Raw genomic sequence first — 23,960 nt, forward strand, 5'->3', positions numbered from 1 at the left:
ATAGCTAATTATTGCTGACGTGTACTTAGTCGAACTGTTCCTGTAACCTCACCAGGCGATCTATCATTACGTTAAGCTTCTCCTGCTCACTGGCGAATATGCGGCCTTTAAGGTAGAAAGTACAGAACAACAACCAGCCAGCGGTAAGCCCGTAAGCAATTACTTTAAACCTTATTGATGCACTTGCCAGCACTTCGTAAAAATACATGGCAAGACCTATGCTCAACAATAACACATACAAATAATATAGCCAGCCGTAAATTTTAGTGCGGCTTTTTTGGTACTCTTTTAAACTTTGCAGGTATTCGGTAGGATGGGTGGTTACATCCCGCTGGTGTATCAGTCGGTAATCGCGTATCATCATCACTACATAAACTACCATGGTTAATATAATGATGGCCATGCCCGCGTAAGTTACCCAAGAGGTGAATACAAAGAAAAGCATTACTGCCACTATCCCGGCAAGTGCTCCAATCATGCCCGTAATACCCCAAAATAAGTTGCGGGTAATACTGTTCATTCCTTTTTTAACCTGCTTTAATACTTCGTCTGCCGCTGCCGGCTCCTGTTTTGGCTGTCCCTGCCAAACCATCATCAAATGATCAAAGTCTTTCATAATGGTTGTATAATTCTGTTAACTTCTGTTTAATACGAAATATCTTCACTCTCAGGTTTCCTTCTGATATGCCCGAAATGTCTGCAATTTCGGGGTATGGCAACTCATCGAGCACCATAGTTATAATAATCCTTTCCGACTCCTCCAGCTTGGATATACACTTATAAAGCAGTGCTACCTGCTCGTTCTTCTCAGAGAATTCCTCGCGTTTGGTTTCGGCTATTTGCGGTGTTAGCTCGTCTTTTGCCTGCCGTTTTTCCGACCGCAAATAAGTTAAGCAGGTATTCACCGCTATGCGATAGATCCAGGTGGATATGAGTGCCTGGTTACGAAACTTGTGCAAGTTTTGCCAAACCTTTAAAAAGGTTTCCTGCAACAGGTCGTTGGCGGCATCGTCGTCGCCGGTATAACCGTAGCACAAATGGTAAATTTTTTTTGAATTGGCTTGATATACCTTACGGAAAGCTTCTTCTTTATTATCGGCCACCTGTTAATAGTTTAGATGTTTGTCGGTTTGACTTCGGCAATAGGTAATTGTTACAACACATAACTATTTTTATTGAACCACGGCAGTTTTTTGCCGGCATCATCCAGTAAGTTGTTGTAATCCTGCGTGTAATCATGCTGTAAATCTTCATGCAGTTTGCTAATGGATACCTTTATTTTTTCCAGTTGCCGGGTAAGTATCATCCTGATAGGTTTGTAGGATGATTGCTTTGCCGCATATTGTACATAGCCATGGCAAAAGGCAAGCAACATTTCTATCTCAGCAGTTTTAGATCCAATAAACTTGATGTACTTGCTCAACAACTTCAATATTTTACGGAGTGCTTTGGCTGCAAAGTAGTTTTGAGGCGGTAGCTGGCTGAACATGAAACCAGCTTCGGCCTTTACACTTTCAATAAAGTCGTGCTCGTTATGTGATTCGAAGAGCAGGTATGCCAGCAGTTCCTTGTTCTCTTTTTTATAGCGGGTAAGGCGCAGGCACAGCTCGGCCAAATCCTCTTTGGACAGGTGTTGTAGCTCCTTTTTTATTTGTTGTAAACCGTAGGTAGTAACACTCATTTAGGGCCGTATATTAAACTTTACGCAACATAGTAATTTTTGTAGTTTAGCAAACTGAACTAACCAAATGCAAAAAAACAAACTTACATTATATATTTTCTTAGCTCTGGTACTCGGCGTAATTGCCGGTTATATTTATAATAAAACGGTTATTGACAGCATCAATGCAAAAATGAGCACTGCCGAGGCAGCCATTAAAACCATTGATAAACAGGTGCTAGCCATGCCTGATACTACAACCGCCGCTTTTAAAGCACTTAAAACAGAACGCGCGGCACAGGTAAAAGTTCGGAAAGAAAACGACACCCTGCGTGAGGATAAACTTACAGGCTTTACTGTACTAAGTGACATTTTCTTACGGTTGATAAAGATGATTGTGGCGCCACTGGTTTTCACCACGCTGGTGGTAGGTGTAGCCAAGGTTGGCGATATCAAATCGGTAGGGCGCATTGGCGGTAAAACATTGCTTTGGTTTTTGAGCGCTACGCTGGTGTCGTTGTTGCTGGGTATGGTTTTAGTGAACTTCTTCCGCCCGGGGGAGGCCATGCACCTCCCGCTACCGGATAGTCACCTTTCTACAGGTATACAAAAAACTGCATTGTCGCTTCGCGATTTCATCGGCCACGTTTTCCCAAAAAGCTTTATTGAGGCTATGGCCAACAATGAAATACTACAGATAGTGGTTTTCTCACTGTTCTTTGGTGTGGCAACAGCAGCCATTGGCGAGCAAGGCCAAATAGTAATTAAGGCTCTGGATGCAATTGCACACGTTATATTAAAGATTACAGGTTATGTTATGCAATTAGCGCCGCTAGCAGTGTTCGGTGCTATTACAGCTATTATTGCCAAGCAAGGATTGGGGATACTATCTACCTACGCCATTTTTATAGGTGAGTTTTACTTTTCGTTGTTGCTGCTGTGGCTGGTGATTGTACTGGCAGGTTTTGCTGTATTACAAAAGCGCGCGTTCAAATTAGTTGGCAGAATAAAAGATGCCATGCTCATAGCTTTTAGTACATCCACCAGTGAGGCTGCCTACCCAAAAGTATTGTTGGAGCTGGAGCGGTTTGGCTGTAATAATAAGATTGTAAGCTTTGTACTGCCCCTGGGCTACAGCTTTAACCTGGATGGCTCCATGATGTACATGACGTTCGCCTCACTGTTCCTGGCGCAGAGTTACGGTATACACCTTTCTTTTGAACAACAACTATCTATGCTGTTAGTGCTCATGCTTACCAGTAAGGGTATTGCGGGCGTACCGCGGGCATCGCTGGTGGTGATAGCGGGTACCATATCGCTGTTTAACATACCCGAAGCAGGACTGGCGCTACTTATCGGCATAGACCCTCTACTGGATATGGGCCGTTCTGCTACCAACGTGTTGGGTAACGCTATGGCGACTGCCGTAGTGAGCAAATGGGAGGGAGAGCTGGATAATTAGTGATTTATTTCGGATAACGTTTTTGAATGCCGAATTTTGCAGCCTTTTAAATCATTAATTAGCTAACTAAATGTCCTTACGTTCCAAAAAAATATTTTTTATCCTCAGCGTTGCTGTGCCCTTTCTGCTGTACTGTGTTTACTATTATGGTATGATGGTAAAGAACGCGCCGTATAAGTTTTCGGAGTTCCAGTCATTTACCATAGAATATGGCTACCGCGACAGCCTTTTTAATAAGTACAACTCTGAAACAGGCGCGTACCAGTTCGTAAACAAAAAAGACTCTATAGTAAAGAAAAAGCTTTGGCTTACCAAAGACGACTTATTATACCTTCACCGTAAGGCAGCTGAACTTGGCTATTGGGATTTCCCGAGTAACGAAATAGGGGACACTACCAAAAAGCACGTTCCCCGTTTTATAGTGCAGTTTAATTATAAGCGCAAAAGCAAGCGCGTAATTTACGATGCCAATTACGATGGGCATGAGAAACTCAGGGATGCTAACGAGCGCCTGATCAAAGAGATACAAGGTAAGTTGACCGAAGCATCTGCCAGGTACGATAAATAGTTTTGAATACGTTGATATTTAAATTATTAATATCTATATTTGCACCTCAAAATTTAAAACAATAATAAATAACAATGTACGCAATAGTAAGTATAGCCGGACAGCAATTTAAAGTTGCAAAAGACCAGCAGATCTTTGTACACCGTTTACAGGGGGATGAGGGCGCTAGTATTGAATTTGACAGCGTGTTATTAGCAGAAAACGAAGGTAGCTTTAAGTTAGGTGCAGACCTACAAGGCGCTAAAGTATCAGCTAAGATCGTGTCTCATTTAAAAGGTGATAAAGTAATTATCTTCAAAAAGAAAAGAAGAAAAGGTTACAAAAAGAAAAATGGTCACCGCCAGCAGTTTACCAAGATAGAGATCACCGGTATCACATTATAATTAAATTTTAACCGACCCGATCTGATCTGGTCACAAAAGAAATTAAGAAATGGCACATAAAAAAGGGGCCGGTAGTTCAAGAAACGGCCGCGAATCACATAGCAAACGTTTAGGTATCAAAATTTTCGGTGGTCAGCCAGCTATTGCAGGTAACATCATCGTTCGTCAGCGTGGTACTAAACACAACCCGGGCCTTAACGTAGGTTTAGGTAAAGATCACACTTTATTTGCATTAGCTGACGGTCAGGTAATCTTCAAAAAGAAAGCTGATAACCGCTCATACGTATCTGTAGTTCCTTTCGAAACTGCAGCTGTTGCAGAAGTTGCTGCTCCGGCACCAGAAGCTGCTGCTGCTACTGAAGAAGCACCTGCAAAGAAAGCTCCTAAAGCAAAGAAAGAAGCTGCTGCTGATACTGAAGAAGCTGTTGCTGAGTAATTAGCCTAAGCTAAGATATTAATAAGGCCCTTATCGTATGATAAGGGCCTTATTGTTTCATTGAGTATTGTTGTTATATCTGGCTATTCTATACTAAATTCGTCCGCATCCTTTAAGAAAGGCAGGGCTCGACGCGTTTTTTTAACTTCATCATAAATAATAGAGAACGTGTATACATCCTCTTCATCACGTTTGTAATAAACTACCTTTCCGTTAGGATCTATACAGGTAGAGTCTCCGGAATGGTATATTTCGTTAGCATCGTGCCCAACACGGTTTACCGCGATTACATAGCTTTGGTTTTCTACAGCCCTTGCCGGAACGAGCGTGCGCCAGTGCAAAGCCCGCTTTTCGGGCCAGTTGGCAACTATCAGCAAAACATCATAAGCTTCATCTACATTGCGCAGCCATACCGGGAAACGCAAGTCATAACATATAGCAGTGCTTACTTTCCAACCATTAAGGTCTACCACCAGTTTTTCTGTACCGGCAGTATAGGTCTCATGCTCTTTACCTAAGGCAAAGAGGTGGCGCTTGTCGTATTTTTCGTGAGTGCCATCCGGGCGCATCCATATTAATCGATTGTAGTATTTACCCTCTTCTTTAATAATAAGGCTGCCGGTTACAACTGCATCGTACTTTTGTGCGGTTGTATGCATCCACTGCATGGTTCTGCCGCCCATTGGTTCAGCCAGCGCCTCAGCATTCATGGTAAAGCCGGTATTGAACATTTCGGGCAATACGATCAGATTGGTCTTTTCGCGTATGTTGGATAATTTTAGGGTTATATTCTGAAGATTTTTATCGACATTTTCCCAAAATAAATATCCCTGGTAAACGGTAATTTTTAAATTATCCATAAGAGCAGATGTTAGGTAACGGCTAAGTTAAGTGTACGTAAATTTAGCAGTAAGGTTAAACCTTAATTAATCTTTCAACGGCTTTATCGAGCGTTTCTTGCCTTTTAGCAAAACAAAACCTTAATACATGGTTGTCTGTCGCTTTACGATAAAACGCCGAAACAGGTATAGCAGCGACCCCAAACTCCTTGGTTAAACGAATAGCTAAATCGCTGTCTTTCTCGTCAGAAATAGCACTGTAACTGACTGATTGAAAATATGATCCGGCACACGGGAGTATCTTAAAACGGCTGTTTTTTAGGCCTTCTCTGAAGTAGTCCCTTTTCTGCTGGAAAAAATCTGGCAAACCCAAATAAGTATTTTCATCTTTCAGGTATTCTGCAATGGCGTGTTGCATAGGTGCGTTTACACTGAACACCAGAAATTGATGTATTTTCCGGAACTCCTGCATCAGGTAGGCAGGGGCGAGGCAATAACCTACTTTCCAGCCAGTAGCGTGGTACGTTTTACCGAACGAAGCAACGATAACACTGCGTTGCTGCAGTTCGGGATAGCGGGCCATACTGTGGTGCTGCGCGCCGTCGTAAACAAGGTGTTCATACACCTCGTCGCTTAGTATCAAAATATCCTGGTGTTTTACAAGGGCGCTTAACTCATCTATGTCTTCCTTACTCAGGATGGTGGCCGTAGGATTGTGCGGAGAGTTGAGGATGATCATCCTTGTTTTGTTGTTGATGAGCCTTTTAACCATGTCCCATGCTATGCGGTAGTTTGGCGGATCGAGCTCAAGTGATTTTACTACACCGCCCATTAGCTTAATAGCGGGCGCGTAGCAGTCGTAAGCGGGCTCAAAGATAATTACCTCATCATTTGGATGGATAAGGGCGCTTATAGACGTAAAGATAGCCTGAGTGGCACCGGCGGTTACCGTTATCTCTGTGTCCGGGTTGTAAACGGCACCATAAAGCTTTTCTGTTTTAATGGCTATTTGTTCCCGGAGCGACATAAGGCCCGGCATAGGAGCATACTGGTTGTGCCCATCTTTCATGGCTTTGGTAACCAGTTCAATCAGTTCGGGTGAGCTTTCGTAGTCAGGAAATCCTTGTGAGAGGTTGATAGCACCCACCTCTGCGGCCAGGGCCGACATGGTGGTGAATATCGTTGTTCCAGTTTGGGGTAGTTTAGAAATCACAGGTATCATCAGCGGCTAAAATACCCAAAATATGTACGCAACGATGGTTTTATTGTAAAATGAAATAGATTTTATTGCTAGTTACAGTTTTTAACAAGCGCTTATTAAATCAATATAAACTAGCTGTAAAACTTAGCTATTAGCAGCTTCAATTATGTCTTTTACCAGCTCGGCACTTGTTACATCTATGCCGTGTTCATCCGTGTAGCCGTTGCTAAGCAAAATATGATCGTTCCTGTAAATCATTTTACTCGAGACATGACTGCGCGCGGAGCTGTGTACCTCTGATGCTCCTGTAAAGTGAACCAGGTCTGCAACGTTCTTATTGTTTATACCACTACCGGGCATTATTATGATGCGGCCATTGGCTTTCTCAATCAAGTGATTCAGCACATTAGCGCCTTCCATGGCGGTGCTTTTACCGCCCGATGTAAGTATGCGGTCGCAACCAAGTTCTATTGCATCCTCAAGTGCCTGATAAAGGTCAGCACATAAATCAAATGCGCGGTGAAAAGTTACGCCAAGGCCATGTTCTTTTGCCATTTGAACCAGCTCGGCACAACGTGGCTTGTCAATGCTGCCATCAGCATTTAGTATACCTATAACAACGCCGTCACAGCCTGCTGTTATACAGTTTTGTATATCCGCTTTAATTATGTCAAACTCCAGTTCCGAGTAAAGGAAATCGCCGCTGCGCGGACGGATAAGTACAAACAAGTCAATAGTGAGGTGTTTACGAGCCAGCAGTATTTGCCCGTAGGAGGGCGTGGTGCCGCCTTCTGAAAGATTCTCGCACAGTTCTACACGCCTTGCTCCGCCTTCCTGCGCGGCAATAGCCGATAGGACAGAGTTAGCGCAAACTTCCAGCATCACCTGCTGTGGCATTACTTCTTAACCTCCTTGTACACGCTTTTACCAGGAATGATCAGGTCCTGTTTATCCTTATTGCATACGGCAAAGCTAAAACCCTCCTGTAAGGCATAGGCACCATACTCGCCTTTTTTATTTATGGCGAGAAAGCCCACCTGTATTTCTTTAGATTTCTCTGGCTTTTTATGGATGATGCGATCTACAGCTTCTTTACAAGCTGCCTCAGGAGACATTCCCTGCCGCATCAATTCTACTACCAAAAAACTGCCTACGTTGCGTATAACTTCTTCACCAACTCCGGTAGAGGTGGCCCCGCCAACTTCGTTATCTACATATAGTCCGGCACCTATAATAGGGCTGTCACCTACACGGCCATGCATTTTAAACGCCATGCCGCTGGTGGTACATGCGCCGCTAATGTTCCCCTTAGCGTCAATAGCCAGCATACCGATGGTATCGTGGTTGTACTTGCTTCCGGGTTTCATCATTTCGTTCTCGATATTTATTTTAGGAGAGTAAACGGCCTTTTTCAACCATTTTTTCCATTCTTTCTCTGATTCTTTGGTCAGTAGTTTTTCGGCTTTAAAACCCTGTTCTATGGCAAATTGCCTCGCTCCGTCGCCTACCAACATTACGTGAGGTGTTTTGTCCATTACCAAACGCGCCACCGAAATTGGATGTGCAATGTCCTCAATACCCGCTACCGATCCGCAATTGCCCAATTCATCCATAATGCACGCATCGAGTGTTACAAATCCGTCGCGGTCAGGATAACCTGCCCGGCCTACGGAATGGTTTTTCATGTCTGCCTCAGGTATCTTTACGCCTGCCTCCACAGCATCAACCGCCCGGCCACCTGTTGACAGTGTTTTCCAGGCCTCCTTGTTGGCTGCCACGCCAAAATCCCAGGTAGATATAACGATAGGATAGTTAACAACTTCTGCTTTAACAGCGGGTTTTGCAAGTGTATATTTTGATACTGCTGCAAGTGAGGCAGTAGCTGCAGATAACTTTAGAAAATTGCGACGGCTATACATTTGGCTAAGATATGAAAGGCGGCCAATTAAATATAATTGTAGCGGTTTTAATACAATTATGAATTGTTATATACCGATTATTGCTCATCAGGCAAGGTGTTGTCTCCTGCAAGTATTTGTTGGCATTTTTCCAGGTCACGTTCGAATATCTTTATCTTAACTCCGCCAACCGCCTGATTATAGAATGGCTGCGCAACAAGTGTATTCTCGTCTGCGATAAAGCAGGGAATACCGGCATCCTCCAGCCGGGTACGGATGATGTGCGCCAGCATTGGATCGTAATAAGAATCGAAGGTAATGATCTTGTCGTTTTGGGTGTCGCTCATATTTGATAAACTATGATAGCGCTAAATTAGTTTATTTTACTTACTTAGAGACATGAACCGTGTCGATAGGATATCAGCTATATTAATACAACTTCAATCAAAACGGGTGGTAAAGGCCTGCGATATTGCCGATCGTTTCGGCATAAGTCTCCGCACGGTTTATAGAGATGTTCGCTCTCTGGAAGAGGCTGGCATACCTATCATTGGAGAGGCAGGAGTGGGGTATTCGCTTGTGGAAGGGTATCGGCTTCCGCCAATTATGTTCACCAGGGAAGAGGCGACAGCCTTTTTAACCGCCGAAAAATTTGTGGAGAAGCTGACCGATACCTCAACTGCAGCAAAACATAAATCGGCCATGTACAAGATACGGGCTATACTAAAAACCTCTGAAAAAGACCTGCTGGAAAGCATGGATAATAGTATTGAGGTGCTGAAAAGCCATAGCCAGCACCGGGTAAATAGCAATGATCATTTACAAGGTATATTAAATGCTATAGCAGATAAAAAAGTACTTCGTATCGATTATAAAGCAGGGTATAGTCAACTGGATACGCAACGGGACGTAGAGCCGGTAGGTGTGTTTTACCTTGACAGCTACTGGCACCTAATCGCCTGGTGCCGTATGCGTAAAGATTACAGGGATTTTAGAACAGACCGTATACACGCGCTTACAGAAATCAATCAGACCTATAGTGGAAAGCATCCTACCTTAAAAGCGTACATAGCACAAACAGCATTTGAGAAAAAGCTGGAGACCATTGTTATTAAAGTTGATAATAAAGCTGCGCGATACATTAACGAGCAACGCTATTACAATGGTTTCGTGTCTGAAAAGGTTGATGACGAACAGACGGAAATGACCTTCCTGACCATTTCCGTTGAAGGTTTTGTGCGATGGTTTATGATGTTTGGTGATTGCGCGGAAGTAATAAGCCCTCAAGCAGTAAAAGATAAGGTCAGAGTATTAGCTGAACAGATTGGTCACCGGAATAGATAAATGTTTTCCGATATGTAAATAAAACTTCTTATAAGTTAATTACGTAAGTAATTGATATCCCGGAGTAAACAAAATCAACCCGGTTCATAAGGAGCTTTAATGAAGTACGATGGAAAATTGATTGCCACGATCATTCGTGAACGGAGGCTGGAACTGAACTATTCGCAGGATTATGTAGCATCCAAACTGAGTATGTCGCAAAATGCATACAGCAAGCTGGAGCAGGGGCAAACTGGCATTACCCTTGGAAAGTTTATGGTTATCTGCGAAACACTAAATTTAAACACAGCTGATTTTATGCTGATCTACGCTAAACGGCTTAACTAAAGCTTCACCTGCATAATTCCAAAATATTGCAGGTGAAGCTTTTAATGTTTTTATTCTTCTTCGTTAGGCTCACCGTCATCTTCTTTAAGTTGATCAAGCGAGAGGTTGGTAGTACCTCCAAGGTTTTCTTTCAATTCTGCTACATCGCCCTGAGTTGAGAGATCGTCGCCAAGTTGTTGTGACGGATCCTCTACGTGGTTGTTTGCCGTTCGGTTAGTCTCGTTGTCTGTTTGTTCGTTATTTTTCAAGAAATCTTTATCGTTATCCATGACATTTCGTTTATTAAATAAACTCATAAGTAAATAGGAGGTTTTAACGCATTAGATTTATTTGTTGCGCTTGCATATTGATAAGCTTATATTGAGGGCCAATCTCAATTTAAACCTTAAAAATGAAACCCCATTATCCGATACTGGACGGCTTGCGTGGTACCGCAGCGTTACTTGTAGTGATTTTTCACCTGTTAGAAGGCTATTACCCTGAAATGCCTAAGCACCCAATTCACCACGGTTACCTCGCAGTAGATTTCTTTTATCTGTTATCGGGCTTTGTGGTAGGGTATGCTTACGACGACAGATGGGCAAAAGGGATGACCATAAAAGAATTCTTTAAAATAAGGCTGGTCCGCCTTCATCCGCTGGTAATATTGGGCACAATCATAGGGGTCATAGCTTTCTGGTTTGATCCGTTTAAAGATGCCCAACATGTAGTAATATGGAAGCTAATAGCGCTTACACTCATCGGTATGACTTTGCTGCCGGCTCCGCTGGATGTTAGGGGATGGGGCGAATCACACCCGCTTGACGGCCCTTGCTGGAGCTTAATGCAAGAGTATATAGCCAATTTGATTTACGCTGTTTTTGGCAAAAAGATGAGCAAGGTGGTTCTTTGGACAGTTGTTATCATCAGCGGCATTGTATTAACCGTAGTTGCTGTGGACCATGGTGATGTAGGCACCGGCTGGGGCTATGGGCCAATAAAATCGAAATTTCTTGCAGATTTGTTTGGTAGTTCTACACCCGGGCAATATCCTAATATCTGGGTAGCTCCGGTACGGATGATGTTCCCTTTCTTTGCCGGCCTGTTACTTTATCGTACCGGAAAGCTTATCTGCATACCTATGGCTTACACGGTTTGTTCAATAGTGTTATTAATCCTCTTTTCTCTTCCGTACTTCTCATGGAACGGCTATTACGAGGCCGCAGTAATAATTATTGCTTTTCCGTTAATTGTTGCGGCCGGGGCAGGAGGTACCATCAATGGCAGATGGGCAAAGCTATGCAAGTTCTCAGGTGATATATCATATCCCATTTACATTACCCACTATCCCTTCATCTACGTCTATACCTTCTGGATCATAAAAGCCAAGCCTGAACCATCGCAGGTGATATTAGTTGCAGTAAGCCTCTTCTTCTTTTTTATACTGCTTGCTTATGCCGCGTTGAAGTTATATGACGAACCGGTACGCGCATGGTTAAAAAAGAAGTTACTGGTGAAAAGAACCGCGCGGTAGCTGTTTATTGTATCGTTATTTCATCGGCAAAAATGTAGGATGGGTTTCCTTTGCTTTCGTGCCAGTCAGGTAAAGGGCCGTATTGTTTGGCTATTATTTTTATATAGCGGGCTTTGGTGTTTACTGTGGCAGTGAACTCCTGAGTACTTACATCAAGGTTGTCTACCGCTGTCTTTGTGTTTACCCTCGATGCAAGTTTGTAGTTCTTGCCGTCCTCAGATGTCCAATACTCTACATACTTGGGGAATACGATCCATGCGCGCGAGTCTTGCAGTGTACCCAGGCTTAATTGCTTTATGGGTTTGCTCTGGCCCATGTCTATCACTGCTTCAAGGTCTTTTCCCTGGTAACCCTGCCAGTTACCCAGCCGCCAGTTGGCTGTGCCGTGTATACCATTAATCAAAGTCTCGTCGCCCTGGGCCGAGTAGTTGGGCAGATACTTATTAATCAACGTTAATTTGATATCGCTTCGGATTTTAGTAAACGTTGCTTGATCTACAAAACTTTCCCGGCCATTATTCAAGGCAATCGCCTTTACCGTAGTATTTACCAGTATTTGTATGGGTTTATTATATTGAGCCGATGATGCTGATGGTGTGCTGCCATCCAGTGTGTAATAAATTTTAGCCAGGCTGTCGGCACATTTAATCTCTACAGTAATAGGCTGTTTGAAAGTTTTTGTACCCGATATAATGTAGGGATTAGGAACAATTAATTCGTCGGTAATGGCTGATGTTGGCTTTTCCAGATCCTGCACAAACAGCTTGTTGGCCAACCTGCCGGTGAATACTTCAAAGTCGCCGCCTTTTGCTATCGTTTCATAATCCAGGTAAAGCTTATTGTATGAAGACTTATTCAGATTCATGCCTTGCAGATAATAATTCTGACGGCTTACTGTAGCGCCCGGGTTGCTGATGTTAAAGCGCTTACCATTCTCCAGGCTGATCACGATCGACTCGAATTGCGGGGTACCCACAAGGTATTGCTGCTGACCTGTGGCAATGTTGTAAAAGCCCAGGCAACTCATCACATACCACGCAGACATCTGCCCGCAGTCCTCGTTACCAGACAGGCCATCAGGCTTGTCGTTATATTGCTCGTTTAAGATCCTGTTGAGGTAATATTGTGTTTTGTCGGGTGAGTTGGTAAAGTTGTAGAGGTACGCAATATGATGGCTTGGTTCGTTGCCATGCGCGTACTGACCTATTAACCCGGTAACATCTGCCTGTTCTCGTCCGCTTAGCTTGGCGTTGGTGCTAAACAGTTCATCCAGTTTCATTTCTAGGTTAAGCCGTCCACCCATATACTTCATTAACCCGCTAACGTCCTGCGGAACCAAAAAGGTGTATTGCCAGCTATTGCCTTCGGTGTAGTTGTTATTGATCTCCGTTGGCTCAAATGGAGCATACCAACCACCGTTATCACGCGCCTGCATGAAGTTATTCTCGTTGTTAAAAACGTTCTTCCAGTATTGAGCCCGCTTGATATACTCGGTATATTCCTGTGGCTTGTTTAGCATTTTTGCCATTTGAGCAATACACCAGTCGTCGTAGGCATATTCAAGAGTTTTAGACACTGATTCATGTTCAACATCGCCGTTAACGGCGCCTGTGCTGCGGTAGTTGTCTAAGCCAAACTGGTTGCGGTTTACAGCAGCCTTCATAGCCGTAAATGCTTTTTCCGCATCAAAGTCTCTTATCCCTTTTGCATACGCATCAACAATAACAGGAATAGAGTGGTTGCCCACCATGCAATAGGTTTCGTTTGAAGCCAATGGCCATATAGGAAGAAGGCCGCCTTGGTCATACATTGCCAAAAAGCTTTTAATGAAATCCGAGGTGCGCTTACGGTCTATCAGGTTTAATAAGGGGTTTTCTGCCCTAAAAGTATCCCATAAGGAAAATACCGTATAGTAGTTAAAGCCCTCTGCCGTGTGTATCTTTTGATCAAGCCCCCGATATTGACCATCTACATCGTTGTAGATATTTGGCGCAACCATACAGTGATAAAGAGCGGTATAAAATATAACCTGCTTTTTATGTGCCTGATCCGGAAGCTGAACCTGTTTAGCTGTGTTAGTAGGATAGCCGTAAGCATTGGTTTGCTGTGCCGGCCTTGAGTTCGGTGGTGCACCGCCTTCAACCTGTATCTTATTAAGCTCGTTGTTCCAGGTAGCTTTGGCTGCCTTTACAATTTTTTTAAAGTCAAAATCGGGTACCTCCGTATCAAGGTTCTTTAAAGCGCCTTCTGCACTTACTGATGATATACCAACTTTGGAAACTACCTCGCCGGGGTTATCAAATTGTATGTACATCTTGATGTTTTTACCCTGCATCTTATTCTTGCCTTGCTGTAACTGATCGTTCAGAGCTATGCCGTAGGTTTTAAAGGGCTTAGAAAACTTTGCATAAAAGAAGAGGTGCTGATCATTTGCCCACGATTTAGAACGACGATACCCGCGGATCTCATGATCGTTAACCACCTCTATCCATGAATCTAAAACCTCGTCGCGGTGCTGCAGGTCTATAATGATATTTGCTTTGTCTGTAGTGGGGTAGTCGTACTTATGTACACCAACGCGGGTTGTAGCTGTTAGTTCAACATCTATGTTATACTTATTAAGCCTGGTGCTGTAATAGCCTGGTGCGGCAGTTTCATTCTTTTTGTTAAAACCGGAGCGATAATCGGTATTCTTTAGCTTTGGTTCGCCAATAGTAGGCATAAACAGCACGTCGCAGTAGTCGGCAATTCCGGTACCACTTAAGTGGGTATGAGAAAATCCATAAACGGTGGTATCGTTGTAATGATAACCTGATGAGCCGTCCCAGCCTTCCAACCGCGTATCTGGACTTAACTGAACCATGCCGAACGGTACCACTGCGCCCGGGTAAGTGTGGCCGTGACCGCCTGTGCCTATAAATGGATCTACAAATTGGGTGAGCTCTTTTTTCTTAAGCGGCTTTTCTTTTTTTTGCGCCCATGCGTTCAATGTAAACAGCAGGACAAATACAACCGGCACGCCGCGTAAAACTGATCTCATTTATGATTGAAGTTAATTTGTTTCAATAACGCAAAATAGCAAGTTTTATTTAGTTGAGTACGTTGCTGCGTTTATAAATGCGACAGGTAACATGTCTCGGGTATGTATAAACAAAAAAGCATCGCTGTTTGCGATGCTTTAGAAGTGCTAGGTAATCTACTTAAGTAGTATAACCTAATATCTTTAATACTTGTTTGCTATTCTGTTCTTCGCCGAATACTTCAAAATTGAAAGTTTCATCGCGATTGCGACGTATGATAACGTGCTTTGGAGATGGCAGCAGGCAATGGTGTATACCACCATATCCGCTTAATACTTCCTGATAGGCACCTGTATTGAAAAAGCCGAGATACTGCACCTTACGGGTTTTAGGCATGAATACGCTATTCATATGCGCTTCCTGATTGTAGTAATCCTGACCGTCGCAGGTGATGCCACCAAGGTTAACACGCTCGTACTCGCTATCCCAGTTATTTACCGGCAGCAAAATGTATTTTTGGTTAAGCGCCCAAACATCCGGCAGGTTGGTGATGAAAGAACCATCCAGCATCAACCAGCGTTCGCGGTCGTTTTGCTGTTTGCGGCCCAGTACTTTGTATAAAATGCCAGATGCTTCTGCAACGGTGTATTTACCAAACTCTGTGATAATATCCGGTTCTATCGTGTCGTTCTCAGCGCAGATCTCTTTTATACGGCTAACAATCTCATTGATCATGTACTCGTAGTCGAAATCAAACACCAGTGAATCCTTGAACGGCATACCGCCACCGATATCCAGCGTATCCAAATGAGGGTTCACCTTTTTGAATTTGCAGTATAGTGTTACGTACTTCTCCAGTTCGTTCCAGTAATATGGCGTATCAGAGATGCCGGAATTAATGAAGAAGTGCAGCAGTTTTACCTGAAAGTTGGGATTATCCTCAATTTTGTTGTGGTAGAAGTCTATCACGTCTTCCATACGAACGCCAAGGCGTGAGGTGTAGAACTGTGAATCAGGTTGCTCCTCAGCTGCTATACGAATACCGAGGTTACATGGAGTGTCCATCTCGATCTCATCGTCGTACAGGTTGAACTCTTCTTTGTTATCCAGTACAGGTATAATGTTCTTAAATCCGTCATGAAGCATATCAATGATATACTGCTTATACTGAAAGGTTTTAAAGCCGTTACATATAACCGTCATATCCTTGCTCAATGCGCCTTTCTTCTCCAGCGCATCTATCATCGGCATATCGAATGCTGACGATGTTTCAAGGTGTATGTCGTTGCGTAAAGCCTCTTCTACAATATGGCGAAAGTGCGAGCTTTTAGTACAGTAGCAATATTTGTAGCTGCCGCGGTAGTTATTTTTAACAATGGCCTGCTGGAAAAGTAACTTAGCCTGCTGTATCTTTTTGGATACCATAGGCAGGTAAGTAAAGCGTAACGGCGTGCCGTATGTCTCTATCATTTCCATCAGGTTAAGGTCCTGAAAGTAAAGTTCATCGTCGATGATCTCGAAGCCATCTTGCGGGAAACCAACACTCAGGTCAAGAAATTCCTGGTAACTCTGCATTCTTTAAAATTTTGGCAAAAATGTAATTTTTAAACGGATATTTTGCCACTTTATTAGCGCATTTTTTGTGGGCAGATTGTAATTTGTTGTGAACTACTGTAACATGATAAGGTGTTACACGTGATACACCTTTCATGTTCAAAAATGATATAAAACGTTGCTTAATAGATATTTAGCTGTTTTTCATGTTACAGTTTTTTCAAGTATGTTACAGTAGTAATACTTTAACTAAAGTTACTCACATATCTGAAAATCAGATAATAATGTAAAATACGACTTGTATCAGTATTATGCTGTTACAATGAATTTCTATATGGCTTCCAGGTGTACTTCGGCCATCATGCACCTTGCGCTGCCGCCGCCGTTTGTTTCAATTGTGCTTATATCAGCATAAACAAGCTCACCATATTTTCCTAATGTGACTTTCTGTTCATCATTAAGGGAGTTAAACGCCGTTTGTGACATCACGATCAAACTTGCTCCCTGAGCGTTTTTTACCTCCAGCATGTTACCCGCAAAATGAGCCATCTGATCAAAGCTGATGTTGATGACTTCTTTACCGCTGAATATCAACGACGCGATAACCGCATCCTGTTCATCTGCGTTTGATATACTGCTTAAACATATTACTGCAAACCGACTGCCTACACACATAAGTACATTGGTGTGGTAAATCGCTTTTCCACCCTGGTCATGCGCTACAAAGGTAACTGCCGTGTAGCCGGTGTATTCGCAAAAGGCTTTTAGCACTTCAGCATTCGTTCGGGGCGAAATACAGGCGTAAGCTATTTTGTTCTCCCTGTCCAGCACCATGCTGCCGGTGCCTTCCAAAAATTGTTCCTTCACCTCAAACCTGCTCAGGTCTATTACATGGTTGGCCTTAAAGTTTTCTTCCAGTTGCCTGATGATGTCTTCCCGGCGTTCCAACCTGCGGTTCTCGGCCTGCATAGGGTAAAGGATAATGTCGCCGTTATCATGAAAACTGATCCAATTGTTAGGAAAGATAGAGTCCGGGGTATGTGGTTCAGGTGTGTCCTCTATTACGGTAACATTCACGCCGTTATCACGCAGAATCTGCACAAACCTGTCAAATTCTGCCAGAGCTTTCTGCTGAACAGTGCTTTGATCTGCGCCCTGAACCTGGAAAGCATTACTGTCGGCCGTTTGCGTATTAAACCTGAAGTTAACCGGGCGTATCATCAAAAGATTACTGGTAGTTTGCATGTGTCTGAATCAGATATAGAATAATGGTATATGGTTGGCTGACACTTAGTGGACCTTGTCCCTCATTAATGGCATACTCATGCAATGGAAACCTCCCCGGGCACGCGAAAGCTCTGCTGAAGGCATGAGAATGAGCGTGTCAGTCATTTCCTGGGGGGTCAGTTCGCCGGCCTCAAACTTTTGAAGCAGCTCCTGCACTTTAATGATCTCGAAACCGCTTTTCTGAAATGCCGCAACCGTTTTATCATTGCGGTCATAACCCAATACTACGCCTTCTTTCAGCGCAAGCAGGTTACAGCTGTCCGTCCATTGTTCACGGGCATCAAACGGAAACTCGTCATTACCCGAATAGATGAATCTTGTCGGCTCGGTGCTTTGCAGGTCCTTTTGGCTGATGTTGTCCAGCAATGCTTCCAGCGTACCAAAAGTTTTAGGCTTTTTACCCTTGCGAAACTGTACTATCTCTGGTTTATCCTTGTTCTTCTTATCGGCAAACCAGGCAATCGGTTCACTTTCATCCTGTGCCGGTTCTGCTATTGTAAGCGAGCGCAGTAACACCCATACGTTGCGTTTTACCTGGGTAAATACCGTATCAATGTGCATGTAATCCCGCTTATGAGGGATTTTAACTACTGTTACCTTCTCAACTACATTGTTTGCGAACAGCAGTTTTATGGCTTCGTTAGCGCCGCTTACAGATGTACGTTCACTGCAGCCTATAAGTAAATGCTGTGGACTAACCATCATCACGTCGCCGCCCTCCAGTGTAGTTTTGCCTTCCTGTTCTTCTCCGGGGCGTAAAAAGTGCTGTACGGTATCTGGTATCTCCAGTATGTTGTTCCGATAACCTTCGAACAGCGGATGGTTAAAGAATATGTACTTCACGAGCAAGGTTTCGCGGGCACGAGCCTTTTTTGCAGGCTTATTAAGCAGCATATGGTTGTTTATGGCAATACCAATGTCGCGAGAAAATATCATGTTTGGTATGGGAGCAAAGATCATCTGCTCATCATTCAATGATCCGGAGATGAATATTTTTGCCAACTCTACCGGCTCTATGTCTATCAGCTGTAACTGCAAACGATACGTACACCCCTCAATAGCGCACACCGCTGCGACAAGTTTCTTACGGATATCTTTCTGCTGTAAAATGTCGCTGAGCAGGGTTTGTATCTCCACCACCTTGCCTGAATTGTGAAAAGCCTCATTATCAGGCTTAAAAAAAGCCCGTTTACTTTCCGGGTTATCTATCTCGGCCAGTTTACCCTTTATCTTACCCGGATCAAGGAAGTACATCAGCAATTTAATGTAGTAATCGTACTCCCCCGTACGCATGGTATCCAGGTGCACAATGTCTTCGAACAACCAATCCTGCGCTTTTGAGGGCACCACTTTGCCCAAGCCGCTATCCGGACTGTGAATTAACAGCACCCGCAGGCGTCCTATCTCGGAAGTAACATCAAGCTTAAAATTTTCGTTTTCAAGTATCATAAAAGGTGTTAGCAGAACAAAGCTAGTCTTTTTAGCGAATAGTTGTAGGTGGCTTACCAACTCACCCCGGCAACGCTATCGCTAGCCGACCCTCTCTCCGCTGCGCGCAAAGAGGGTGGAAGAGAAGAGGAACATCCTTAGCACCCCTCGGTTATCAACTCACCCCGGCAACGCTGTCGCTCGCCGACCCTCCCTTCGCTACGGGCAGAGAGGGTTTAAAACACGAAATCATTATACTATGTAATATATTACAGACAGCACCCCCTCTTTCCGCGATAGCGGAGAAAGGGGGCAGGGGGGGAGTAGACTAGCAAAGCGGAGCTCATAAAGTGACAGACAGCACCTCCTCTTTCCGCAATAGCGGAGACAGGGAGCCGGGGATGAATTGTCTTTTTTCAAAAATTATTTGAAGAAGCAATATTATCTATATATTTGTCTACTTATTCTATAGACAATGTATTATTTACTTGCTTGCACATCAATACCAATGTCTTACATGCAGCGCCCTGCTGCGTGCTGTTGTTGTTAATGGCCTTATTAACATCAAATAATAGTATTAACATACCTTTCTTCAACCTTATACCATGACTATTTCTACGAAATTTTTTAAACTAATTGCGCTCTTTTTGCTCCTTGTCCCCGCGCTGGCAAATGCGCAACTTAACGGAAGTTACATTTTAAGCGGCAAAGTAAACAGCGACCAGGGCAAACCGCTTGTTGGTACAACCGTAACTATAAAAGGAACCACTAACGCCGCTGTTACAGATAGCACCGGTAAATTCTCGCTTACTACAAGTGCTAAACTTCCGTTTACACTGGTGTTTACAGCAGTGGGCTACCAGCCACAGGAGTTCCTGATCAGGAATGCTAACAGCGCAGTCAATATTCAACTCACCTCCCAATCTTTGTTGTTAAACGAAGTTGTGGTTACCGCATCGCGCCGGGAAGAAAAGCTGTTGCGTTCGCCGGTTGCCATTGAAAAGCTAAGCATTAACGCACTAAAGCAATCGCCCGGGCCAAGCTTTTACGACGCTTTGGAGAATGTAAAAGGTGTGCAAATGACCACTACCAGCATCACCCTTAAAGTGCCTAACACCCGGGGCTTTAACAGCCCTAACAACTTCAGGTTTATGCAATTGGCCGACGGGGTAGATATGCAGTCGGCTACGCTGGGCGTACCCCTCGGCAACGCGATTGGCCCTACCGAACTGGATATCGCCAGTATTGAAATTACGCCCGGCGCAGCTGCAGCGTTGTACGGTACTAACGCCATTAACGGTTTATCAAACCTGTTCACTAAGGATCCATTTAAGTACCAGGGAGTGAGTTTTTATCATCGTACCGGCATCAACCATGTAGACGATCCGCGCCTTGGTGCAAGTGCAATAAACGAGGATGCTTTCCGGTTTGCTAAAGCGTGGAACGACAAGTTCGCGTTTAAGGTGAATGCCAGTTACCTGACAGGGAAGGACTGGCAGTCGGACACCCGGCTGGATCAAAACCCAACTAACCTGAAAACGGCCAATCCGGCCTACCCGGAACTTACGGGTAACAGCAACGCTGCTTACGATGGCTGGAACAAATATGGCGATGATGCGCTTGCCGGCAGTAATACAGTATCTATAAAGGGCATTACGGTTGATGGCGTTGCCCGGCCAAATCTTACTGTTGCACGTACGGGCTATAACGAGGTGGACCTGGTAAGCCCAAGAGTGAGCAACCTGAAACTAGATGGTACACTTGCTTATAAGCTTACACCGAACACTACGCTATCTTACACTTACCGTTATGGCAAGATGGATGGTGTTTTCCAAAGGGGCAACAAAATATCACTTAATGGCGCAAGCGTACAGAACCATAAAGTGGAACTAAAGGGCAAAGACTTCCTGATAAGGGGGTATGAATCCATCGAGAAAACCGGTAACTCTTTTAACGTAAAACCGTTGGCTGATAATCTGGACCTGAACCATGCCAGCAACTCGGCGTGGGGCACTACCTTTAAAAACGCACTTACTACGTATGCTAATGCTAATGGTGGCTTGAAAGCAACAAACTTGGCTGCTGCCGAAGCCTTCGCCCGCGCTGCTGCCGACAAAGGTAGGGTAGAACCGGGTACCCCCGAGTTTGATGCATTGCGTAAAACTATTATCGGCATTAACAACTGGGACATAAAATCCAGCCTTATACCGGATGCGCCTGTAACCGGTGGTGCAGCTCTGGTACAAAAAAGCCACTTGTTCAACGGCGAAGCACAGTGGGATTTAAGCAGCAAGGTGAAATTTGTAGATCTGCTGGTAGGCGGTGACGTAAGGGTTTACCAGATTATCCCGGATGGAAACAACTTTGTAGATTTTAACAGATCTATTGCCGACAGAAACAAACCCCTTGAAGACGGTAGCTTTGGCGATAATGTGATATATAAGAAATACGGTGCTTTTACACAGGTAACCAAGACCTTTTTTGATGAGAAACTAAAGCTGTTTGGCTCTGTACGCTGGGATTATAACCCTTACTTCGACCCAAAGTTTACCCCTCGTTTGGCGGCCGTTTATTCGCCCAACCAAAACCATAACTTCAGGTTTACTTTCCAGAATGGGTATCGCTTCCCATCCTTGTTTGAAGCGTTATCATACGTGAACAACGGCCGTGTTAAACGCGTAGGTAGCCTGGGCTTCATCAACGAGGGATTGGGCTATCTGGATAATAGCTATACGCAATCATCAGTAACGGCCTTTAATGCCGCGGTAAAGGCACAGTCAACTACAAGTGACGATGCCACTGCATTAAAAAACCGCGGCCTGCTGCAGGTAGCCGATCTTCCAAAAGCCCGCCCGGAGCAGATTACCTCATTTGAAGTTGGCTACAAAGGCATATTACTGGATAATAAAGTGTTTTTAGATGTAGATGCTTATGCCAACCGCTACAACGGCTTTTTAGGGCAGGTACAGGTGTTTGTTCCAAATGGAACAACAGTTGGTACAGACGCCGCAGTATTGGCTATGCTCGACGCAAACAGAGACCCTACAACAGCTACCGCAACCAATGCTGCTAGCCAGGGCCAAAGCCGCTACCGTGTTTATACCAACGCTAAAAATGTTTACAACAATTATGGCTCATCCGTAGGGCTTACCTATAATTTCTATAAACGTTATACGGTGTCTGGAAATGCTAGTTTTAACAAGCTTAAAGCACAAAAGTCGTCGGACATCTTTGTGACGGGCTTCAATACACCAAAGTGGTCTGGCAACCTGTCGTTCGGTAATCGTGAGGTGGTAAAAAACTTCGGCTTTAACATTGTTTATAAATGGCAGGAATCTTACCTGTGGGAGAGCCCGCTGGTAACCGGTACAGTGCCGGCTATACACACCGTTGATGCCCAGGTTACCTACCATGTACCAGTTTACTATGCTACTTTCAAGCTGGGGGCTACAGATATATTTAACAAGCGTTATATACAGTATGCCGGCGGACCAACCATTGGCGGCATCTACTATGTATCTGTAACGCTGGACGGACTGCTCAGCGGTCAGCGTCCGCAATAATATTTAAAATTGTTTTTAGGTTTAATTTAGTTTTAGAAAAGCGGGCGGGCGAGCTGCCCGCTTTTTTTTATTACCCAAAGGGTGAATTAATGCCACTTGTGAAAATCGTACATTACAACAAATTATTAAACAATAAACCCCGTACAAGTTGCACCTTGCCGGGGTTTTCACTTAACTGAGTATATAATTGATAATTCTCCTTGGTTAGTCCACAGCCTGGCGCAGCATAAGCGCGCCTACGGTGACATTTGTGCGGCTGTCAATCATGATAGCGCCACCGTTAGCTTTATTGACCTGGTAAGGATCAAACGCCAGCGGTTCGGCAGTTTTGATGACCACGCGGCCAATATCGTTTAGCTTAAACTCCTCATCAAAATCTTTCTCCAACGTGTTGATATTTACTTTATACAGCACTTCACTTATTTTGCAGCGTACTGTTTTGGTATTGTGCTGAACCAGATAGGTGAGGGACGTGTCTAAAACTCGTGTGTCCATCCAGCAAAGGTCGGCCTCTATGAGGTTTGACACTTGCGGCTGGCCGGCACTGCTCACTATAATGTCGCCCCGGCTAATGTCGATATTATCTGCCAGGTGCAAAGTTACCGACATGCCGGCAACTGCTTCGTAGGGCTGCTTCTCATACAGTTCTATTTTGGATACTATAGAGCTGAAACCGGATGGGAGAACGGTAACCTTATCGTTAACCCTGAACGATCCGCTGGATACCCTCCCTGCGTAGCCCCGATAGTCATGCAATTCCTCTGTTTGCGGGCGTACTACCCATTGCACCGGCAACCTCGCGTGTGACGAAAGATCATCTATCTTAATTTCTACGTTTTCCAGGTGGCTCAAAAGGCTGTCGCCAATATACCAGCTCATGTTTGACGATGGATACACAATATTATCGCCTTTCAAAGCACTCACCGGAATGTAAGTTACATTGGTTAAGCCCACCTTACCTGCCAGCACTTTGTAATCAGCTACAATCTTATTGAAAACATCCTCGTTGTAGCCAACCATGTCCATTTTGTTTATCGCTACTACCACTTGCGGTATCTGCAACAGCGATACAAGGAAAGAGTGCCGGGTAGTTTGTTCGACCACGCCCTTGCGAGCATCAACTAAAATAATGGCCAAACCGGCGTTACTTGCACCAGTAACCATATTACGGGTGTACTGTATATGTCCTGGTGCGTCAGCTATAATAAACTTACGTTTGTCGGTGTCAAAGTATTTGTAAGCTACATCGATGGTGATCCCTTGCTCGCGTTCGGCTTTAAGGCCGTCTGTAAGTATTGCAAGATCTATAGTGCCGTCGTCGTTTTTACGGTTAGACGCGTGAAGGGCCTCCAGCTGATCTGCAAGTATTGCCTCACTATCGTACAAAAGGCGACCTATCAACGTGCTTTTGCCGTCATCTACACTGCCTGCCGTTATAAATTTTAGTATGTCCATCTATTTGGATATTAGATTTCAG

General features: G+C 44.1%; 23 protein-coding genes. 8 read left to right on the top strand and 15 right to left on the bottom strand.

All coding sequences use genetic code 11. The annotated features are described in order from the left end of the window. Nucleotides 1-25: 25 nt before the first annotated feature. The 3 genes from AC59GT_RS07245 to AC59GT_RS07255 are packed head-to-tail and all read right to left on the bottom strand — an operon-like array spanning nucleotide 26 to nucleotide 1,681. Nucleotides 26-616, bottom strand: a complete 591-nt coding sequence (locus tag AC59GT_RS07245; protein ID WP_497237006.1) for a hypothetical protein — start codon at nucleotides 614-616, stop codon at nucleotides 26-28. Beyond that, nucleotides 603-1,103, bottom strand: a complete 501-nt coding sequence (locus AC59GT_RS07250) for an RNA polymerase sigma factor (protein WP_117381829.1) — start codon at nucleotides 1,101-1,103, stop codon at nucleotides 603-605. The genes AC59GT_RS07245 and AC59GT_RS07250 overlap by 14 nt, the downstream gene beginning before the upstream one ends. A 50-nt stretch (nucleotides 1,104-1,153) precedes the next feature. Continuing rightward, on the bottom strand, nucleotides 1,154-1,681 hold the full coding sequence (locus AC59GT_RS07255) for a hypothetical protein (protein WP_497237007.1): 528 nt from the start codon (nucleotides 1,679-1,681) through the stop codon (nucleotides 1,154-1,156). A 67-nt stretch (nucleotides 1,682-1,748) separates the two neighbouring features. On the opposite strand from AC59GT_RS07255, the gene AC59GT_RS07260 reads away from it, so the two are divergent. The 4 genes from AC59GT_RS07260 (at nucleotide 1,749) to rpmA (ending at nucleotide 4,509) form a co-directional block, all read left to right on the top strand. Then, on the top strand, nucleotides 1,749-3,122 hold the full coding sequence (locus AC59GT_RS07260; protein WP_497237008.1) for a dicarboxylate/amino acid:cation symporter: 1,374 nt from the start codon (nucleotides 1,749-1,751) through the stop codon (nucleotides 3,120-3,122). A gap of 70 nt (nucleotides 3,123-3,192) precedes the next feature. Beyond that, complete coding sequence (locus AC59GT_RS07265) at nucleotides 3,193-3,690, top strand: hypothetical protein (RefSeq protein WP_497237009.1); 498 nt, start codon at nucleotides 3,193-3,195, stop codon at nucleotides 3,688-3,690. Between the two features lie 74 nt (nucleotides 3,691-3,764). Next, a complete protein-coding gene (rplU, locus tag AC59GT_RS07270) occupies nucleotides 3,765-4,073 on the top strand; it encodes a 50S ribosomal protein L21 (RefSeq protein WP_117381824.1) in 309 nt (102 codons plus the stop codon). Nucleotides 4,074-4,122: 49 nt separating this feature from the next. Beyond that, the gene (gene rpmA / locus AC59GT_RS07275) at nucleotides 4,123-4,509 is read left to right on the top strand and encodes a 50S ribosomal protein L27 (protein ID WP_497237010.1); all 387 of its coding nucleotides are present in this window, start codon (nucleotides 4,123-4,125) and stop codon (nucleotides 4,507-4,509) included. Nucleotides 4,510-4,592: 83 nt separating this feature from the next. Here rpmA and AC59GT_RS07280 read toward each other — a convergent pair whose 3' ends face one another. The 5 genes from AC59GT_RS07280 to AC59GT_RS07300 form a co-directional block, all read right to left on the bottom strand. Then, nucleotides 4,593-5,369, bottom strand: a complete 777-nt coding sequence (locus AC59GT_RS07280; protein ID WP_497237011.1) for a nitrilase family protein — start codon at nucleotides 5,367-5,369, stop codon at nucleotides 4,593-4,595. A 55-nt stretch (nucleotides 5,370-5,424) separates the two neighbouring features. Beyond that, nucleotides 5,425-6,570, bottom strand: coding sequence for a methionine aminotransferase (locus AC59GT_RS07285; protein ID WP_497237012.1), 1,146 nt, complete (start codon nucleotides 6,568-6,570; stop codon nucleotides 5,425-5,427). A 123-nt stretch (nucleotides 6,571-6,693) separates the two neighbouring features. Then, a complete protein-coding gene (locus AC59GT_RS07290) occupies nucleotides 6,694-7,446 on the bottom strand; it encodes a copper homeostasis protein CutC (protein WP_497237013.1) in 753 nt (250 codons plus the stop codon). Beyond that, nucleotides 7,446-8,468, bottom strand: a complete 1,023-nt coding sequence (locus AC59GT_RS07295) for a glycosylasparaginase (RefSeq protein WP_497237014.1) — start codon at nucleotides 8,466-8,468, stop codon at nucleotides 7,446-7,448. Before AC59GT_RS07295 ends, AC59GT_RS07290 begins: the two co-directional genes overlap by 1 nt. A gap of 77 nt (nucleotides 8,469-8,545) precedes the next feature. After that, nucleotides 8,546-8,794, bottom strand: a complete 249-nt coding sequence (locus AC59GT_RS07300) for a putative signal transducing protein (RefSeq protein ID WP_497237015.1) — start codon at nucleotides 8,792-8,794, stop codon at nucleotides 8,546-8,548. 52 nt (nucleotides 8,795-8,846) lie between these two features. Between AC59GT_RS07300 and AC59GT_RS07305 the strand changes: the two genes are divergently transcribed. Together AC59GT_RS07305 and AC59GT_RS07310 are read left to right on the top strand one after the other, a co-directional pair. Next, nucleotides 8,847-9,791: a helix-turn-helix transcriptional regulator gene (locus AC59GT_RS07305; RefSeq protein WP_497237016.1), complete on the top strand. Its 945-nt coding sequence runs from the start codon at nucleotides 8,847-8,849 to the stop codon at nucleotides 9,789-9,791. Between the two features lie 99 nt (nucleotides 9,792-9,890). Continuing rightward, nucleotides 9,891-10,118 (top strand): helix-turn-helix domain-containing protein, encoded by a 228-nt coding sequence (locus AC59GT_RS07310; RefSeq protein WP_117381816.1) that lies wholly within the window; start codon nucleotides 9,891-9,893, stop codon nucleotides 10,116-10,118. Nucleotides 10,119-10,168: 50 nt separating this feature from the next. On the opposite strand, the gene AC59GT_RS07315 is transcribed toward AC59GT_RS07310, so the two are convergent. Beyond that, complete coding sequence (locus tag AC59GT_RS07315) at nucleotides 10,169-10,387, bottom strand: hypothetical protein (RefSeq protein WP_497237017.1); 219 nt, start codon at nucleotides 10,385-10,387, stop codon at nucleotides 10,169-10,171. Nucleotides 10,388-10,509: 122 nt separating this feature from the next. On the opposite strand from AC59GT_RS07315, the gene AC59GT_RS07320 reads away from it, so the two are divergent. Beyond that, nucleotides 10,510-11,631, top strand: a complete 1,122-nt coding sequence (locus tag AC59GT_RS07320; protein ID WP_497237018.1) for an acyltransferase family protein — start codon at nucleotides 10,510-10,512, stop codon at nucleotides 11,629-11,631. 4 nt (nucleotides 11,632-11,635) lie between these two features. Here AC59GT_RS07320 and AC59GT_RS07325 read toward each other — a convergent pair whose 3' ends face one another. The 5 genes from AC59GT_RS07325 to AC59GT_RS07345 all read right to left on the bottom strand — a co-directional run bounded on the left by AC59GT_RS07325 (nucleotide 11,636) and on the right by AC59GT_RS07345 (nucleotide 18,941). After that, complete coding sequence (locus AC59GT_RS07325) at nucleotides 11,636-14,671, bottom strand: GH92 family glycosyl hydrolase (protein ID WP_497237019.1); 3,036 nt, start codon at nucleotides 14,669-14,671, stop codon at nucleotides 11,636-11,638. 160 nt (nucleotides 14,672-14,831) lie between these two features. Beyond that, nucleotides 14,832-16,226, bottom strand: a complete 1,395-nt coding sequence (locus AC59GT_RS07330) for an arginine decarboxylase (protein WP_117381812.1) — start codon at nucleotides 16,224-16,226, stop codon at nucleotides 14,832-14,834. Then, nucleotides 16,201-16,362, bottom strand: coding sequence for a hypothetical protein (locus AC59GT_RS07335; RefSeq protein ID WP_497237020.1), 162 nt, complete (start codon nucleotides 16,360-16,362; stop codon nucleotides 16,201-16,203). The genes AC59GT_RS07330 and AC59GT_RS07335 overlap by 26 nt, the downstream gene beginning before the upstream one ends. A 173-nt stretch (nucleotides 16,363-16,535) precedes the next feature. Further along, entirely contained in the window at nucleotides 16,536-17,450 is a 915-nt protein-coding gene (ctlX, locus tag AC59GT_RS07340; protein ID WP_497237021.1) for a citrulline utilization hydrolase CtlX, read from the bottom strand. A 45-nt stretch (nucleotides 17,451-17,495) separates the two neighbouring features. Then, nucleotides 17,496-18,941 carry an arginine deiminase family protein gene (locus AC59GT_RS07345; protein ID WP_497237022.1) on the bottom strand — a complete coding sequence of 482 codons (1,446 nt, stop codon included), beginning with the start codon at nucleotides 18,939-18,941 and terminating at the stop codon, nucleotides 17,496-17,498. A gap of 584 nt (nucleotides 18,942-19,525) precedes the next feature. Here AC59GT_RS07345 and AC59GT_RS07350 point away from each other — a divergent pair. Then, on the top strand, nucleotides 19,526-22,483 hold the full coding sequence (locus AC59GT_RS07350) for a TonB-dependent receptor (RefSeq protein ID WP_497237023.1): 2,958 nt from the start codon (nucleotides 19,526-19,528) through the stop codon (nucleotides 22,481-22,483). Nucleotides 22,484-22,687: 204 nt separating this feature from the next. On the opposite strand, the gene AC59GT_RS07355 is transcribed toward AC59GT_RS07350, so the two are convergent. Continuing rightward, complete coding sequence (locus AC59GT_RS07355; RefSeq protein ID WP_497237024.1) at nucleotides 22,688-23,938, bottom strand: sulfate adenylyltransferase subunit 1; 1,251 nt, start codon at nucleotides 23,936-23,938, stop codon at nucleotides 22,688-22,690. Between the last annotated feature and the right edge of the window lie 22 nt (nucleotides 23,939-23,960).

This window comes from Mucilaginibacter sp. 320_HR (genome assembly GCF_059691875.1).